The organism is Pseudarthrobacter oxydans, assembly GCF_013314975.1.
GTDB classification, from domain to species: domain Bacteria; phylum Actinomycetota; class Actinomycetes; order Actinomycetales; family Micrococcaceae; genus Arthrobacter; species Arthrobacter oxydans.
Genome location: NZ_JABTYH010000001.1, coordinates 19845 through 35124 on the forward strand (window position 1 = coordinate 19845; position 15280 = coordinate 35124).

Genomic DNA, 15280 nt, shown 5'->3' on the forward strand with positions numbered 1-15280 from the left:
CTCCCGGAAACCCGTGTGGTAATTTTGAACCGCACATGATCCTTTTTTAATTCCGTCCTGTGAGGCGGGGAAAGGGGAGACGAGCGTTGACTTCTGTCACCAGCGCACCGGTTCCAGCCAGGGTTGTCCTCAGCCAGGCGGACATCGACCGGGCACTCACTCGTATTGCCCATGAGATCCTTGAAGCCAACAAGGGATCGCAGGACCTCGTCCTGCTGGGCATCCCGCGCCGTGGTTACCCGCTGGCATTGCGCCTAGCCGAAAAAATCGCCGCCGCGGACAGCACCGTTGACGCCGCCGCCATTGTTGGCCAGCTGGATGTCACGATGTTCCGCGATGACCTCTCCCACCAGGGGACAAGGCCCCCGTATCCCACCAAGCTGCCCCGGACGGGCATCGACAACAAGGTGGTTGTCCTCATTGACGACGTCCTGTACTCCGGCCGCACCATCCGCGCCGCCCTTGACGCGCTCGTCGACCTTGGCCGTCCGCGCATCGTCCGGCTCGCCGTGCTGATCGACCGAGGCCACCGCGAACTCCCCATCCGTGCCGACCACGTGGGCAAGAACCTGCCGACATCATCAGCGGAAAAGGTCCGGGTCCGGCTGGCTGAGACCGACACCGCCCCTGGCGGCACGCCGGTCAACGAGGTTGTCATCGAGGGCCGTTCATGAAGCACCTGCTTTCCACCGAAAACCTCAGCCTCGCCAATGCAATCCGTATCCTGGACACCGCCGAGGAGATGGCAGCAGTAGGCGACCGCGAGGTCAAGAAGCTCCCGGCGCTCCGCGGCCGGACCGTGGTGAACCTCTTCTTCGAGGACTCCACCCGCACCCGGATCTCCTTCGAAGCCGCCGCTAAGCGGCTCAGTGCCGATGTCATCAACTTCGCGGCCAAAGGCTCCTCTGTGTCCAAGGGTGAGTCCCTGAAGGACACCGCCCAGACGCTGTCCGCCATGGGAGCGGACGCCGTCGTCATCCGTCACTGGGCCTCCGGCGCACCGCACCGCCTCGCGGCCACTGACTGGATTGACGCTGCCGTGATCAACGCCGGGGACGGCACCCACGAACACCCCACCCAGGCCCTGCTGGATGCGTTCACCATGCGCCGGCACTGGGCTCGCCTGGCCGGCACCGGTTCCGAAGGCGCGGACCTCAAGGGCATGCGGGTTGCGATCGCCGGGGACGTCCTGCACTCCAGGGTTGCGCGTTCCAACGTCTGGCTGCTCCGTACGCTCGGGGCGGAAGTGACCCTGGTGGCGCCGCCCACGCTGCTGCCCATCGGCGTCGAAAAGTGGCCGTGCAAGGTCAGCTACGACATGGACGACACCCTTGAGCAGGGCGTCGACGCCGTGATGATGCTGCGTGTCCAGGGCGAACGCATGAACGCATCCTTCTTCCCCAGCACCCGTGAGTACTCCCGGCGGTGGGGATTCGATGACAACCGCCTGAAAGCCCTGGACACGCTGGGCATGAAGGACACCATCATCATGCATCCCGGCCCCATGAACCGTGGCCTGGAAATTTCCGCGGCTGCCGCCGACTCGCCCCGATCCACCGTGCTGGCCCAGGTCCGTAACGGCGTCTCGGTGCGGATGGCCGCCCTCTACCTGCTGCTTTCGGGGGACACCCGGGAACCAGCCGCCACCCCCGCCCTGGCGTACGCCGGCACCCATTCCACCAAGGAGAGCAACTGATGGCAGCCAACACCGGAACCTACCTGATCCGCGGCGCCTCGATCCTGGGCGGCGAACCGGCGGATCTGCTGATCCGCGACGGCGTCATCGCCGAAACCGGAACCGGCCTTAGCGCCGAAAGCAGCGTCGACGACGTGACCGTCATCGATGCTGCCGGCCTGGTCGCCCTGCCCGGCATGGTGGACGTGCACACGCACCTCCGCGAACCCGGCCGCGAGGACGCCGAAACCGTGGAGACGGGCACGCGCGCGGCGGCCCTGGGCGGGTACACCGCCGTGCATGCCATGGCCAACAGCACTCCCGTGGCAGACACCGCGGGCGTTGTGGAGCAGGTCTACACCCTCGGCCGGGCAGCCGGCTGGGTGGACGTGCGGCCGGTGGGTGCGGTCACCGTGGGCCTGGCGGGCGAGCAGCTGGCCGAGCTGGGGGCCATGGCCGATTCCCGCGCACGCGTCCGCATGTTCTCCGACGACGGCATCTGCGTCCACGATCCCGTACTGATGCGCCGTGCGCTGGAGTACGTCAAGGCGTTCGACGGCGTGGTGGCCCAGCACGCGCAGGAGCCGCGCCTGACCGCCGGCGCCCAGATGAACGAGGGGGAGGTGTCCGCGGTACTCGGCCTGGCCGGCTGGCCCGCCGTTGCCGAGGAAAGCATCATTGCCCGCGACGTCCTGCTGGCGCAGCACGTCGGCTCCCGGCTGCATGTCTGCCACGTCTCCACCGCCGGCTCCGTGGAAATCATCCGCTGGGCCAAGGAGCGGGGGATCAACGTCACGGCCGAGGTAACGCCGCACCACCTGCTGCTGACCGACGACCTGGTCCGCAGCTACGACCCCGTCTTCAAGGTCAATCCGCCGCTGCGCACCGACGCCGACGTCCAGGCGCTGCGCGCAGGCCTGGCGGACGGCACCATCGACGTCGTTGGTACGGACCACGCACCGCACCCCAGCGAGCACAAGGAGTGCGAGTGGGCGCAGGCAGCCATGGGCATGACGGGCCTGGAAACCGCCCTTTCCGTGGTCCAGCACACCATGATCGAAACGGGCCTCATGACGTGGGCGGACTTCGCCCGCGTCACCTCCACCGCTGCGGCGAAGATCGGCCGGCTGGCTGACCAGGGCCGCCCGCTGGAAGCGGGGGAGCCCGCCAACGTCATCCTGGTGGACCCCGCTGCCCGCTGGACTGTTGATCCGTTCCGCATGGCCACCATGGGCCGGAATTCGCCGTTCAAGGGCAGGGAACTGCCCGGCAAGGTGGTGGCCACGTTCTTCAAGGGGCACCCCACTGTCCTTGACGGTGAACTCAACACGCCGTACCCCTACGCCGACGCAACCGCAGGCGTCGCCTGATGGACAAAATCCTTCCGGGACTGGCCATGCTGGCGGTCATCGCCGTCGTCTTTGTCCTCCTCGCCATCGGCTGGCGCAGCAGGCTCCGCCGCCAGTCCGACGTCGGCCTGCTGCCTGCCGTGCCCGCCGAACCTGGCAAGCCGATCGCCGGTGCCGAGGGGCAGTACGTGGCCACCACCACCGCCGGCGACTGGCTTGACCGGATCGCCGTCCACGGCCTGGGCATCAGGACCACCTCGATTCTCGAGGTGTATCCGCACGGCGTCCTTTTCGACCGGTCGGGCGCTCCGGCCCTCTACATCCCGGCCGCATCACTTACCGGCGTCCGGCAGGACAGCGGCATGGCAGGTAAGTTCGTGGAAAAGGACGGACTCCTGGTCCTGTCCTGGGTACACGGCAGCCACGAACTGGACTCCGGCTTCCGCACCCGCCGTGCGGCGGACAAGGGCCGGCTCTTCGACGCACTTCAGGAATTGATTTCTTCAGCCCCGGCGGCTGACGCCAACAGTGGAAAGTAAGACAGTGACAACAAACACAGCAGTAAACGCCCCGGTTTCCGCTCCAGCTGCGCTGGTCCTTGAAGACGGCCGCATTTTCCGCGGAAGCAGCTACGGCGCCACCGGAACCGCCCTCGGAGAAGCGGTCTTCGCCACCGGCATGACCGGCTACCAGGAAACCATCACCGACCCCTCCTACGCACGCCAGCTCGTGGTCCAGACGGCGCCGCACATCGGCAACACCGGCGTGAACAGCGAGGACGCCGAGTCCCGCCGCATCTGGGTTGCGGGCTACATTGTCCGCGACGCCGCCCGCCGCCCCTCCAACTGGCGCTCCGAGCGCTCACTGGATGAGGAACTGGTGGAGCAGGGAATCGTCGGGATCCAGGGCGTGGATACCCGTGCGATCACCCGGCACCTGCGCGAGCACAAGACCATGCGCGCCGGCATCTTCTCCGGGGAGGCCGCCCAGGCCACGGACAAGGAACTGGTCGACGCCGTCCTGGCCAGCGCCCCCATGGAGGGCTCACGGCTGGCCGAGGAAGTCAGCGTTGACGAGGCCTACGTCGTGGAGCCGAAGGACCATGGCTGGGAAGGCGACCCCCGGTTCACCATCGCGGCGATCGACCTTGGCATCAAGGCCATGACTCCGGTCCGCTTCGCCGAGCGCGGCGTCCGCGTCCACGTGCTGCCCGCCACCGCCACGCTGGAGGACGTGAAGGCCGTCAACCCCGATGGCTTCTTTATGTCCAACGGCCCCGGCGACCCCGCCACGGCAGATGCCCAGGTCAAGCTGCTCCGCTCCGTCCTGGACGAAAAGCTGCCCTACTTCGGCATCTGCTTCGGCAACCAGATCCTGGGCCGCGCACTGGGCTTCGGCACCTACAAGCTCCGTTACGGCCACCGCGGCATCAACCAGCCCGTCATGGACCGCCGCACCGGCAAGGTGGAGATCACCTCCCAGAACCACGGCTTTGCCGTGGACGCACCGCTCGACGGCGCCACGCAGGCTCCGGAGGAACGGTACGGCCGCGTGGAGGTCAGCCACGTCAGCCTGAACGACGACGTCGTGGAAGGGCTCGCCTGCCTGGACATCCCCGCTTTCTCCGTGCAGTACCACCCCGAGGCCGCGGCCGGCCCGCACGACGCCGCCTACCTGTTCGACCGCTTCATCGAGCTGATGGAGGGCACCCGGGACGGCAGGACCGCGAACCTGTCCAAGGAGCCCGTGGACGCCGCGCACCCAGCCGGCGCGGCAACGCCGAATCATTCCGACAACAAGACTGAGGACAAGAAGTAATGCCGAAACGTACAGATCTCAAGAGCGTCCTCGTCATTGGTTCCGGCCCGATCGTTATCGGCCAGGCCGCCGAGTTCGACTACTCCGGGACCCAGGCGCTGCGCGTCCTCAAGGAGGAAGGCCTGCGGGTCATCCTGGTCAACTCCAACCCGGCCACCATCATGACCGACCCCGAGTTCGCCGACGCCACCTACATCGAACCCATCACCCCCGAGGTGGTGGAGAAGATCATCGCCAAGGAACGCCCGGACGCCGTCCTGCCCACCCTGGGCGGACAGACCGCGCTGAACACCGCCATCGCCCTGGACAAGAACGGTGTGCTTGAGAAGTACAACGTTGAACTCATCGGCGCCAACATCGCCGCCATTGAGCTCGGGGAGGACCGCGAAAAGTTCAAGGGCGTGGTGGAGCGCTGCGGCGCCGAGTCCGCCCGCAGCCACATCATCCACACCATGGACGAGGCATTGAAAGCCGCCGAGGACCTCGGCTACCCCATGGTGGTCCGGCCCTCCTTCACCATGGGCGGCCTGGGCTCCGGCCTCGCCTACAACGAGGACGACCTCCGCCGCATCGTGGGACAGGGCCTGCAGTACAGCCCCACCAGCGAGGTGCTGCTCGAAGAGAGCATCCTCGGCTGGAAGGAATACGAGCTCGAGATGATGCGGGACAAGAACGACAACGTCGTGGTGGTCTGCTCCATCGAGAACTTCGATCCAGTGGGCGTCCACACCGGCGACTCCATCACGGTGGCACCGGCCCTCACCCTCACCGACCGCGAATACCAGCGACTGCGCGACATCTCCATCGCCGTCATCCGTGAAGTGGGCGTGGACACCGGCGGCTGCAACATCCAGTTCGCCATCGACCCCGCCACCGGCCGCGTGGTGGTCATCGAAATGAACCCCCGCGTCTCCCGCTCCTCGGCGCTGGCGTCCAAGGCCACCGGCTTTGCCATCGCCAAGATTGCCACTAAGCTCTCGCTGGGCTACACGCTGGACGAGATCCCCAACGACATCACGCAGAAGACCCCGGCGTCCTTCGAACCCACCCTGGACTACGTTGTGGTCAAGGTTCCGCGGTTCGCGTTCGAGAAGTTCCCGGCTGCTGACAACACGCTGACCACCACCATGAAGTCGGTGGGTGAGGCCATGGCCATGGGCCGCAACTTCACCGAAGCCCTGCAGAAGGCCCTGCGCTCCCTCGAGCAGAAGGGCTCGCAGCTGGACTTCAGCTCCGTCCCCGAATGGGAGGTGCCGGAGCTCATCGAGAAGGCGAAGCGCCCCACCACGGAACGCCTGCACCAGGTCCAGCGCGCACTCCTGGGCGGCGCCAGCGTGGAGGACCTCTTCGAGGCCACCAAGATCGATCCCTGGTTCCTTGACCAGCTCCAGCTGCTCAATGAGATCTCCCGCGAAATCCGCCAGGCCGGTGCGCTGACGGCTGAGATGCTGAAGCGCGCCAAGCGCCACGGCTTCTCCGACGAGCAGATCGGCGCGCTCACGCACAACTCCGAAGCCGTGGTCCGCGGCGTCCGCCAGGCCCTGGGCATCCGCCCCGTCTACAAGACCGTGGACACCTGCGCGGCGGAATTCGCCGCCTACACGCCGTACCACTACTCGGCGTACGACGAGGAGGACGAGGTTGCGCTGCACTCCAAGCCGTCCATCCTGATCCTCGGCTCCGGCCCCAACCGGATCGGCCAGGGCATCGAGTTCGACTACTCCTGCGTCCACGCCTCCATGGCGCTGCGCAAGGCCGGGTACGAGACGGTGATGGTCAACTGCAACCCGGAGACCGTCTCCACCGACTACGACATCTCCACCCGCCTCTACTTCGAGCCGCTGACGCTCGAGGACGTCCTGGAGGTCATCGCGGCGGAGGAACGCACCGGCGGCGTCATGGGCGTCTTTGTGCAGCTCGGGGGCCAGACCCCGCTCAAGCTGGCCCAGCAGCTGGCAGATGCCGGTGTCCCCATCCTCGGAACGTCCCCGGAGGCCATCGACCTGGCCGAGCACCGCGGCGCGTTCTCCCGCGTCCTGGACAAGGCGGGCCTGATCTCCCCGAAGAACGGCACCGCCGTGTCCTTCGAGGATGCCAAGAAGATTGCCGACGAAATCGGCTACCCGGTCCTGGTCCGCCCGTCCTACGTGCTGGGCGGCCGCGGCATGGAGATCGTCTACGACGAGCCCAACCTGTCCCGCTACATCGCCAACGCCACGGAGATCACCCCGGACCACCCTGTGCTGATCGACCGCTTCCTGGAGGACGCCGTCGAAATCGACGTCGACGCACTCTTCGACGGCACCGACATGTACCTGGGCGGCATCATGGAGCACATCGAGGAAGCCGGCATCCACTCCGGCGACTCCGCCTGCGTCCTGCCGCCCATCACCCTGGGCACCAACGTGCTGGAGCGGGTACGGACGGCGACGCGCGCCATCGCCGAGGGCGTGGGCGTCCGCGGGCTCATCAACATCCAGTTCGCCCTGGCCTCCGACGTCCTGTACGTCCTTGAGGCCAACCCCCGGGCGTCCCGCACGGTGCCGTTCGTCTCCAAGGCGACCGGTGTGCAGATGGCCAAAGCGGCTGCCCTGATCGGCACCGGCGTGACCATCGGACAGCTCCGCAGCGCCTACAAGATGCTGCCCGAGGTGGGCGACGGGTCCACGCTTCCGCTGGATGCCCCGGTGTCCGTCAAGGAGGCAGTCCTGCCGTTCAGCCGCTTCCGTACCCTGGAGGGCAAGGTGGTTGACTCCCTGCTCGGCCCGGAAATGCGCTCCACCGGCGAGGTCATGGGCATCGACAAGCACTTCGACACCGCGTTCGCCAAGAGCCAGGCAGCCGCCAACAACGCGCTGCCCACCGAGGGCAAGATCTTTGTCTCCGTGGCCAACCGCGACAAGCGCTCCGTGATCATGGGTGTCAAGAGGCTCTCCGACCTGGGCTTCGAAATCGTGTCCACCGGCGGCACCGCGGACGTCCTGCGCCGCAACGGCATCCAGGCCACCCCTGTCCGCAAGGTGGCAGAAGGCAGCAGCGCCGAGGGCGAAGGCACCATCGCAGACCTTGTCATCGCCGGCGAGATCGACATGGTCTTCAACACCCCGTCCGGCGGGGAGGCCCGCAGCGACGGCTACGAACTGCGGGCAGCGGCCACCTCCATCGGCATTCCCTGCATCACCACGGTGGCGGAGTTCAACGCCGCCGTGCAGGCCATCGAGGCGATGCGGACCTACGAATGGTCCGTCACCAGCCTGCAGGAGCACGCCGCATCGCTGGCAGAGTCCCAGAAGGCGGCCCTGCAGCATGCCTGAGCAGGCAGTGCCGTCCGCCGGTGCACCCGGCCGGGAGTCTTTCGGCTCCCGGCTGGGTGCCGCCATGGCCGCCCGCGGGCCCCTCTGCGTCGGCATCGACCCGCACCCAGCCCTGCTGAAGGGCTGGGGGCTGGACGACGACGCCGCAGGGCTGAGGCGCTTTTCGCTGACGGTTTTGGAGGCCGTGGGTTCCCTCGCTGCCGCCATCAAGCCCCAGGTGGCGCTGTACGAACGCCATGGCTCCGCCGGGATGGCCGTCCTTGAAGAGCTTCTTGCCGAAGCCCGCGACGAGAAGGTACTCACCATCGCCGACGCCAAGCGCGGTGACATCGGCTCCACCATGGCGGCCTATGCCGACGCCTGGCTCCGGGACGATTCCCCCCTCGCTGCGGACTCGGTAACGCTCAGTCCCTACCTAGGCTTCGAGTCACTGCGCCCCGCGCTGGACCTGGCAGCCCGGACCGGCCGCGGCGTCTTCGTCCTCGCACTCACGTCCAACCCCGAGGGCGCCTCCGTCCAGCACGTCGGGGGAGCGGACTCCGTCGCCCGCAGGATCACGCAGTCGGCTGCGGCGGAAAACCGCCGCTACCAGGGAAACCTCGGCTCCGTGGGCCTGGTGGTGGGTGCAACCGTGGGGTCGGCCCTTACCGAACTGGACCTGGACCTGGCCGCTGTGCGCGGCCCGGTCCTGGCCCCGGGCCTTGGAGCCCAGGGGGCCACGCCCGCCGACCTCCGCGCCACGTTCGGCGCCGCCTACCCGCAGGTCCTCGGCACCTCGAGCAGGGACATCCTGTCTGCCGGGCCGGAACAGCGCGGCCTGAGGGACGCGGCGCAACGGACCCTTGACGGACTCCGCGGCGAATAGTGGTCCGTTTGAGCTGATGCATTGATTCGGACAGCACCAAAGGGTAGTTTCAGGACAGGTCCAAGGGCGGTCGCCCCTGGACCCGTCCACCGAATCCGGGGGTGTGCACCATGGTCCTGCGGCCGTTATCCGCATCGGAACGGGCTGAGGCCCTGAACAAGGCAGCAGCAGCCAGGGCCACCCGTGCGGCGGCCAAGGAAAGCCTTAAAAACGGCGAGAGGTCTGCCGCGGACATCATCAGCTCCGCGCTGCAGGACGAGGCACTCGCCCGGATGAGGGTCTCCGAACTCCTTGAGGCGCTTCCCGGCATCGGAAAGGTGCGGGCCGCTGCCATCATGGACCAGCTGGGGATAGCGGCGTCCCGCAGGGTCCGCGGGCTGGGCATCCACCAGCGCCGCGCGCTGGTAGATTTTATAGACGAGAGTTAGGGCGGGCCGAAGCCCGCCCACCCCCCAAACCCCGGCAAAGGAATACGTGAGCAAGAAACCTGGACTGACAGTCCTCGCTGGTCCGACGGCTGTTGGCAAAGGCACCGTGTCCACTTACATCCGCGACAACTATCCCGAGGTGTGGCTGTCCGTGTCCGCCACCACCCGGGCACCCCGTCCCGGCGAACAGGACGGCGTCCATTACTTCTTCAAGTCCAAGGACGAGTTCGAGCAGCTTGTCGCTGACGGCGAGCTCCTCGAATGGGCCGTGGTCCACGGGCAGAACACGTACGGGACCCTGAAAAGCACCGTCAACCAGGCCATTGCCGAGGGCCGGTCCGTGCTCCTGGAAATAGACCTCCAGGGTGCCAGGCAGGTGAAGGCGGCCGTACCGGATGCACAATTTGTCTTCCTGGCCCCGCCCAGCTGGGACGAAATGGTCCGCCGGCTTGTGGGCCGCGGCACGGAAACCCCGGAGGAACAGCAGCGCCGGCTGGAAACCGCTAAACTGGAACTTGCTGCTGAACCGGAGTTCGACTACACCGTCATCAATGACGACGTTCGCCGGGCAGCGGACGAGCTTGTTTCACTCATGGGGCTGACCCCGCACCCGCATGGAGCGCCGGAACCGTCAGCCCGCTAGAACTTTGGAGAATTCGTGTCCACGAACCTTGAAGGCATCATCAACCCGCCGATCGACTCGCTGCTCGAGGCAGCCGACTCCAAGTACGGCCTGGTGATTTTCGGTGCCAAGCGTGCTCGTCAGATCAACGCTTACTACGCCCAGCTGCATGAGGGCCTCTTCGAATACGTCGGCCCGCTGGTTGACACCAAGCTGAACGAGAAGTCGCTGTCGATCGCCCTGCGCGAGATCAACGAGGGCAAGCTGGTTTCCACGCCGATCGAAGCTGCAGAGTAAAACTGCCGCCGAACTGACTTGCTGTTGACGGAGGTCACGTGCGCATAGTCCTCGGAGTCGGGGGAGGGATTGCCGCCTACAAGGTGGCATCGCTCCTCCGGCTTTTTACTGAAGCCGGCCACAACGTCACGGTGATCCCCACCGAGGCGTCCACCCGGTTCGTTGGCACTGCCACGTGGGAGGCGCTGTCCGGAAATCCGGTCAGCAACAGCGTCTTCGACGACGTCCACCAGGTCAACCACGTCCGGCTGGGCCACGAGGCTGACCTGATCGTCATCGCCCCGGCCACCGCTGACCTCCTGGCCAAGGCGGCCACCGGACAGGCCGGGGACCTGCTGACGAACACCCTGCTGATGGCCCGCGGCCCTGTGCTGTTCGCGCCCGCCATGCACACGGAAATGTGGCAGCACGCGGCAACCCGGGCCAACGTCGAAACGTTGCGCAGCCGCGGTGCAGCCGTTCTGGAACCCGCCAGCGGCCGGCTGACGGGCGCCGATTCAGGTCCGGGCAGGCTCCCCGAACCGGAAGCCATTTTCGACGCCGCCATGGCCCTGGTGCAGGGGCAGTCGGATTTCCAGCTGCCGCTGGCCGGACGCACCGTCACCATCAGCGCCGGCGGAACCCGCGAGCCCCTGGATCCGGTCCGCTTCCTGGGCAACAGGTCCTCCGGAAAGCAGGGAGTCGCCTTGGCCGTCGCAGCCCGGAACGCCGGCGCAACCGTCCGCCTGCTCGCAGCCCATATGGACGTTCCCCCGCCGGCCGGCGTCGAGGTGGTGCCTGTGGAGACAGCCCTGCAACTGCGGGAAGCCGCCCTTGCCGCGGCAGCTGACTCCGACGTAGTTATCATGTCCGCTGCGGTGGCGGACTTCCGTCCCGCGGCCGTCTCCGACACCAAGATCAAGAAGCGCGACGACCGGGAGGACCCCGTCATCACGCTGGTCCGCAACCCGGACATCCTGCACGAACTGGTGGATCTCCGGAACAGCGCGGCCCCGGGCAGGCGGCAGCAGCTGATCGTCGGCTTTGCGGCTGAGACCGGGGACAGCGACGGTGACGTCCTGGCGCACGCCCGGGCGAAGCTGCAGCGCAAAGGCTGCGACCTCCTGGTGGTCAACCATGTGGGCACGGACAAGGTCTTCGGGCAGGACACCAATTCGGTGGTCATCCTGGCCCGCTCCGGCTCCGAACCACAGGAGGCGTCCGGGACCAAGACGGAGGTTTCGGCAGCCATCATCAGCCGGATCTCCGCTGAACTGAATTCCGTTTCGCCCCGCACCTGAGTGTGTTTCAGGCCACGTCTGCTTAGCACGAAGACATCTCCTGATGTCTCCTGGCGGGTGTCCGTATTCCAACCAGTAAGGTAGTTGAGTGACTTTACCGCTGCACCTTCCCCACACGTCCGGGGCCACGCCCAACGCGCTTCGGCTCTTCACCTCCGAGTCGGTTACCGAGGGCCATCCGGACAAGATCTGCGACCAGATCAGTGATGCCATCCTGGATGCGCTGCTGGCTGCGGACCCGGAATCGCGGGTAGCGGTGGAAACCATGGCCACCACAGGCCTGGTCCACGTTGCAGGCGAAGTCACCACTGATGCCTACGTCGAGATCCCCCAGATCGTGCGCGAGACCATCCTGGGCATCGGCTACGACTCCTCGGCCAACGGTTTCGATGGCGCCCGCTGTGGCGTGTCCGTGTCCATCGGCCAGCAGTCCAACGACATTGCCGGCGGCGTGTTCAACTCGCTGGAAGCCCGCGAAGGGCGGCAGGAGGACGACTACGACCTCCAGGGCGCCGGCGACCAGGGCCTGATGTTCGGCTACGCCAGCGACGAAACTCCCTCTTACATGCCGGTGCCCATCTGGCTTGCGCACCGGCTGTCCGAGCGGCTCACCGAAGTCCGCAAATCGGGCGAACTGGCCTACCTCCGCCCGGACGGCAAGACCCAGGTGACTGTCGGTTACGACAAGGATGTCCCGGTCTCCGTCGAAACCGTTGTGATCAGCAGCCAGCACGCCGAAGGCGCAAGCCTGGACCAGCTCCGCGCGGACCTCGCCGCCCTCGTCATTAAGCCGGTGCTGGCAGGGGCCAACCTTGACCTCTCCCGCGCCCGCAACATCCTCAACCCCGCCGGCGAGTTCGTCATCGGCGGCCCCGTTGGGGACGCCGGCCTGACCGGGCGCAAGATCATCGTGGACACCTACGGGGGCATGGCCCGGCACGGCGGCGGCGCCTTCTCGGGCAAGGACCCGTCAAAGGTGGACCGCTCTGCCGCGTACGCCATGCGCTGGGTTGCCAAGAACGTGGTGGCCGCAGGGCTGGCCAAGCGTGCGGAAATCCAGATCGCCTACGCCATCGGCCAGGCCCGTCCGGTGGGCACGTACGTGGAAACATTCGGCACGGAAACGGTTGATCCGGCCCGCATCAGCGCCGCCATCGCGGAGATTTTCGACCTGCGCCCCCGCGCCATCATCGACGCACTGGACCTGAAACGGCCCATCTACGCCAAGACCGCCGCCCACGGCCACTTTGGCCGCGATGAACCGGACTTCACCTGGGAGCGGCTGGACCGCGTGGACGACCTGAAGGCGTTCTTCAACGCCTAGGCCCCGGGCTGCAGGCCCGCTTCCGGCCTGTATCCTTGCCTGATTCCTTTGCCTGTATTTTGCCTCCGGCAACATTTCAGTGCCATGTGCTTGGCTGGGCATGTCCATCCGGGAGCCGAAGGGAGGTTACGGTAATCGCTGCTGACAGGCCTGTCCAGGCGTCCCTGGACCTCCCCGGTGCAGTGCAGCCGTCTCTGCTGCAGGGCTTTCCGGCCCCCGCCCGGCCTGCCGGGCCGCAGCTGGCCGGGCACCTGCCCGTGGCCAGGGTGCTGGTGGAATCCTCACTGCCGCACCTGGACCGGCTCTTCGATTACGGGGTTCCGGACACTCTCGACCATGCCGCCACGCCGGGCGTCAGGGTCAAGGTCAAGTTCAACGGCCAGGACCTCAACGGGTTCCTGATGGAACGCGTGGCGGAATCCGACGCCGGACACACCCTGGTGCCGTTGGCGAAGGTTGTGTCCCCGGTGTCGGTGCTGACTCCCGCCGTCCGGGAGCTGGTTTACTCCGTCGCCGCCCGCTACGCCGGGACGGTCAGCGATGTCCTCCGCGTCGCCGTCCCGCCCAGGGTGGCCAAGCTGGACAAGGAGTTCGCGTCGGCGGAACCGGAGTGGCAGGCAGTACCGGACCAGGCAGTCCCGGACCAGGCAGAACCCCGCGAGGCCACTGCCCTGCAGGCCGGTCCCGCGCAGGACGCCCTGCCGGGCGCATGGGCGGCCTACCAAAACGGCCAGGCCTTCCTGCAGCACCTGGCCGGTGGCGGATCACCCAGGGCCGTGCTCAACCCGCTGCAGGGATTCGGTCCGGGTGGGTGGCCCCAGCTGCTGGCGGAGGCCGTGGCCGCCGCGTACGCATCAGGGCGCGGCGCCGTGGTGGTTGTACCCGATTACCGCGACCTTGACCGCCTTGAAGAGGCGCTCCACCGGCTGCTGCCCGAAGACGCAGTTGCCCGGCTGACTGCCGACGACGGTCCCACCCCGCGCTACCGGAGTTTCCTGCGGCTCCTGGCAGGGACTGCCCGGGTTGCCATCGGCACCAGGTCCGCAGCTTTTGCCCCGGTTCGCGACCTGGGCCTAGTGGCCTGCTGGGACGACGGCGACGACCTCCACATCGAGCAGCGCGCCCCGTATGCGCACGCCCGCGAGGTGCTGCTCCTGCGGGCCGGGCAGGAGGACGCCGCGTGCCTCCTTGCAGGCCACTCCCGAAGCACGGAAGCCCAGCGGCTGGTGGAGGCGGGCTGGGCACGTGCGGTCGAAGCCGGCCGCCCTGACGTCCGGAGGACAGTTCCGCGCATCGTCAACACTGCCGACAGCTTCGAACAGGAGCGGGATCCGCTGGCCAGGATCGCCCGCCTGCCCGGCGCCGCGTGGCGGGCCGCCAAGGAGGGGCTGGAGCGTGGACCTGTCCTGGTCCAGGTGGCCCGCGCCGGTTATGCGCCGTCGCTGGCCTGTGAGATGTGCCGGGAGCCGGCGCGCTGCGGCAGCTGCCAGGGACCACTGGCCGTGGCGGGCGCCAGCGGCACGTCCGCCATGCCCCAATGCCGCTGGTGCTCCACCCCGGCGCCGGACTGGCACTGCGTGCACTGCGGCGGCAGGCGCCTGCGCAAGGGTGCCACCGGAGTGATCAGGACAGCTGAGGAACTCGGCCGCGCCTTTCCCGGGAAGACCGTCGTTACTTCCTCGGGAGACCAGGTAAAGGCCGGGGTGGGTCCGGGCAAGGCGCTGGTGGTGGCCACGGTCGGTGCCGAACCGGTAGCCGACGGGGGATACGCGGCTGCACTGCTCCTGGACGGTGATTCACTCCTGCGCCGGGAGACACTGCGCGCCGGCGAGGATACAGTGCGGCGCTGGTTCAACGCGGCCGCGCTGGTGCGTCCGGCGGCGGACGGCGGGCTGGTGGTGGTCACGGCCGCGGATACAGCTGCCGTGGGCGCACTGCTTCGCTGGGACCCCGCCGGTTACGCGGAACGGGAACTTTCCCTGCGGATGGAACTGCAGCTTCCCCCCGCGGTCCGCATCGCTTCCGTCACCGGGCCGCGCGCCGCCGTCGAACATTACACCGGTGCCGTGGCGGCGGAACTTGCCTCCAGCGGGATCACCTTGCGGACCGCCGGGCCCGCACCCGTGGTGCTCAGTGGTCCGCCGTCGCCGCGCCGTTCAGCGGAGGATGTGCGCACTCTGCTCTTTTTCCCCTACGGACAGGCTGCGGCCGTCACCCGCGTCCTGCGGGTCACCAGGGCTGCGGCCGCTGCGAAACGCTTCAGCGAGCCTTTCCAGCTCCGGCTGGACGGCATCGACGTCCTCTAGGG

The 15280-nt window shown here is 67.5% G+C and carries 13 protein-coding genes; all 13 read left to right on the plus strand.

The annotated features are described in order from the left end of the window. Nucleotides 1-86: 86 nt before the first annotated feature. The 13 genes from pyrR to HTS88_RS00160 all read left to right on the plus strand — a co-directional run bounded on the left by pyrR (nucleotide 87) and on the right by HTS88_RS00160 (nucleotide 15278). Entirely contained in the window at nucleotides 87-674 is a 588-nt protein-coding gene (gene pyrR, locus HTS88_RS00100) for a bifunctional pyr operon transcriptional regulator/uracil phosphoribosyltransferase PyrR (protein ID WP_174174300.1), read from the plus strand. After that, the gene (locus HTS88_RS00105) at nucleotides 671-1696 is read left to right on the plus strand and encodes an aspartate carbamoyltransferase catalytic subunit (RefSeq protein WP_174174302.1); all 1026 of its coding nucleotides are present in this window, start codon (nucleotides 671-673) and stop codon (nucleotides 1694-1696) included. The genes pyrR and HTS88_RS00105 overlap by 4 nt, the downstream gene beginning before the upstream one ends. After that, on the plus strand, nucleotides 1696-3045 hold the full coding sequence (locus tag HTS88_RS00110) for a dihydroorotase (RefSeq protein ID WP_174174304.1): 1350 nt from the start codon (nucleotides 1696-1698) through the stop codon (nucleotides 3043-3045). The genes HTS88_RS00105 and HTS88_RS00110 overlap by 1 nt, the downstream gene beginning before the upstream one ends. Next, nucleotides 3045-3563 (plus strand): PH-like domain-containing protein, encoded by a 519-nt coding sequence (locus HTS88_RS00115; protein WP_174174306.1) that lies wholly within the window; start codon nucleotides 3045-3047, stop codon nucleotides 3561-3563. Before HTS88_RS00110 ends, HTS88_RS00115 begins: the two co-directional genes overlap by 1 nt. A 4-nt stretch (nucleotides 3564-3567) precedes the next feature. Then, complete coding sequence (carA, locus tag HTS88_RS00120) at nucleotides 3568-4842, plus strand: glutamine-hydrolyzing carbamoyl-phosphate synthase small subunit (protein WP_174174314.1); 1275 nt, start codon at nucleotides 3568-3570, stop codon at nucleotides 4840-4842. Then, complete coding sequence (gene carB / locus HTS88_RS00125; RefSeq protein ID WP_174174316.1) at nucleotides 4842-8156, plus strand: carbamoyl-phosphate synthase large subunit; 3315 nt, start codon at nucleotides 4842-4844, stop codon at nucleotides 8154-8156. Before carA ends, carB begins: the two co-directional genes overlap by 1 nt. Further along, entirely contained in the window at nucleotides 8149-9021 is an 873-nt protein-coding gene (gene pyrF / locus HTS88_RS00130; protein ID WP_174174318.1) for an orotidine-5'-phosphate decarboxylase, read from the plus strand. Before carB ends, pyrF begins: the two co-directional genes overlap by 8 nt. A gap of 110 nt (nucleotides 9022-9131) precedes the next feature. After that, nucleotides 9132-9449: an integration host factor, actinobacterial type gene (gene mihF / locus HTS88_RS00135; RefSeq protein ID WP_174174766.1), complete on the plus strand. Its 318-nt coding sequence runs from the start codon at nucleotides 9132-9134 to the stop codon at nucleotides 9447-9449. A 46-nt stretch (nucleotides 9450-9495) separates the two neighbouring features. Continuing rightward, the gene (gene gmk, locus HTS88_RS00140) at nucleotides 9496-10092 is read left to right on the plus strand and encodes a guanylate kinase (protein ID WP_174174320.1); all 597 of its coding nucleotides are present in this window, start codon (nucleotides 9496-9498) and stop codon (nucleotides 10090-10092) included. Between the two features lie 15 nt (nucleotides 10093-10107). Beyond that, nucleotides 10108-10368: a DNA-directed RNA polymerase subunit omega gene (rpoZ, locus tag HTS88_RS00145; RefSeq protein WP_003800778.1), complete on the plus strand. Its 261-nt coding sequence runs from the start codon at nucleotides 10108-10110 to the stop codon at nucleotides 10366-10368. Nucleotides 10369-10406: 38 nt separating this feature from the next. Then, nucleotides 10407-11648, plus strand: coding sequence for a bifunctional phosphopantothenoylcysteine decarboxylase/phosphopantothenate--cysteine ligase CoaBC (coaBC, locus tag HTS88_RS00150; RefSeq protein ID WP_174174322.1), 1242 nt, complete (start codon nucleotides 10407-10409; stop codon nucleotides 11646-11648). 88 nt (nucleotides 11649-11736) lie between these two features. After that, on the plus strand, nucleotides 11737-12972 hold the full coding sequence (gene metK / locus HTS88_RS00155) for a methionine adenosyltransferase (protein ID WP_174174325.1): 1236 nt from the start codon (nucleotides 11737-11739) through the stop codon (nucleotides 12970-12972). A gap of 182 nt (nucleotides 12973-13154) precedes the next feature. After that, a complete protein-coding gene (locus HTS88_RS00160; protein WP_343044853.1) occupies nucleotides 13155-15278 on the plus strand; it encodes a primosomal protein N' in 2124 nt (707 codons plus the stop codon). Nucleotides 15279-15280: the final 2 nt, after the last annotated feature.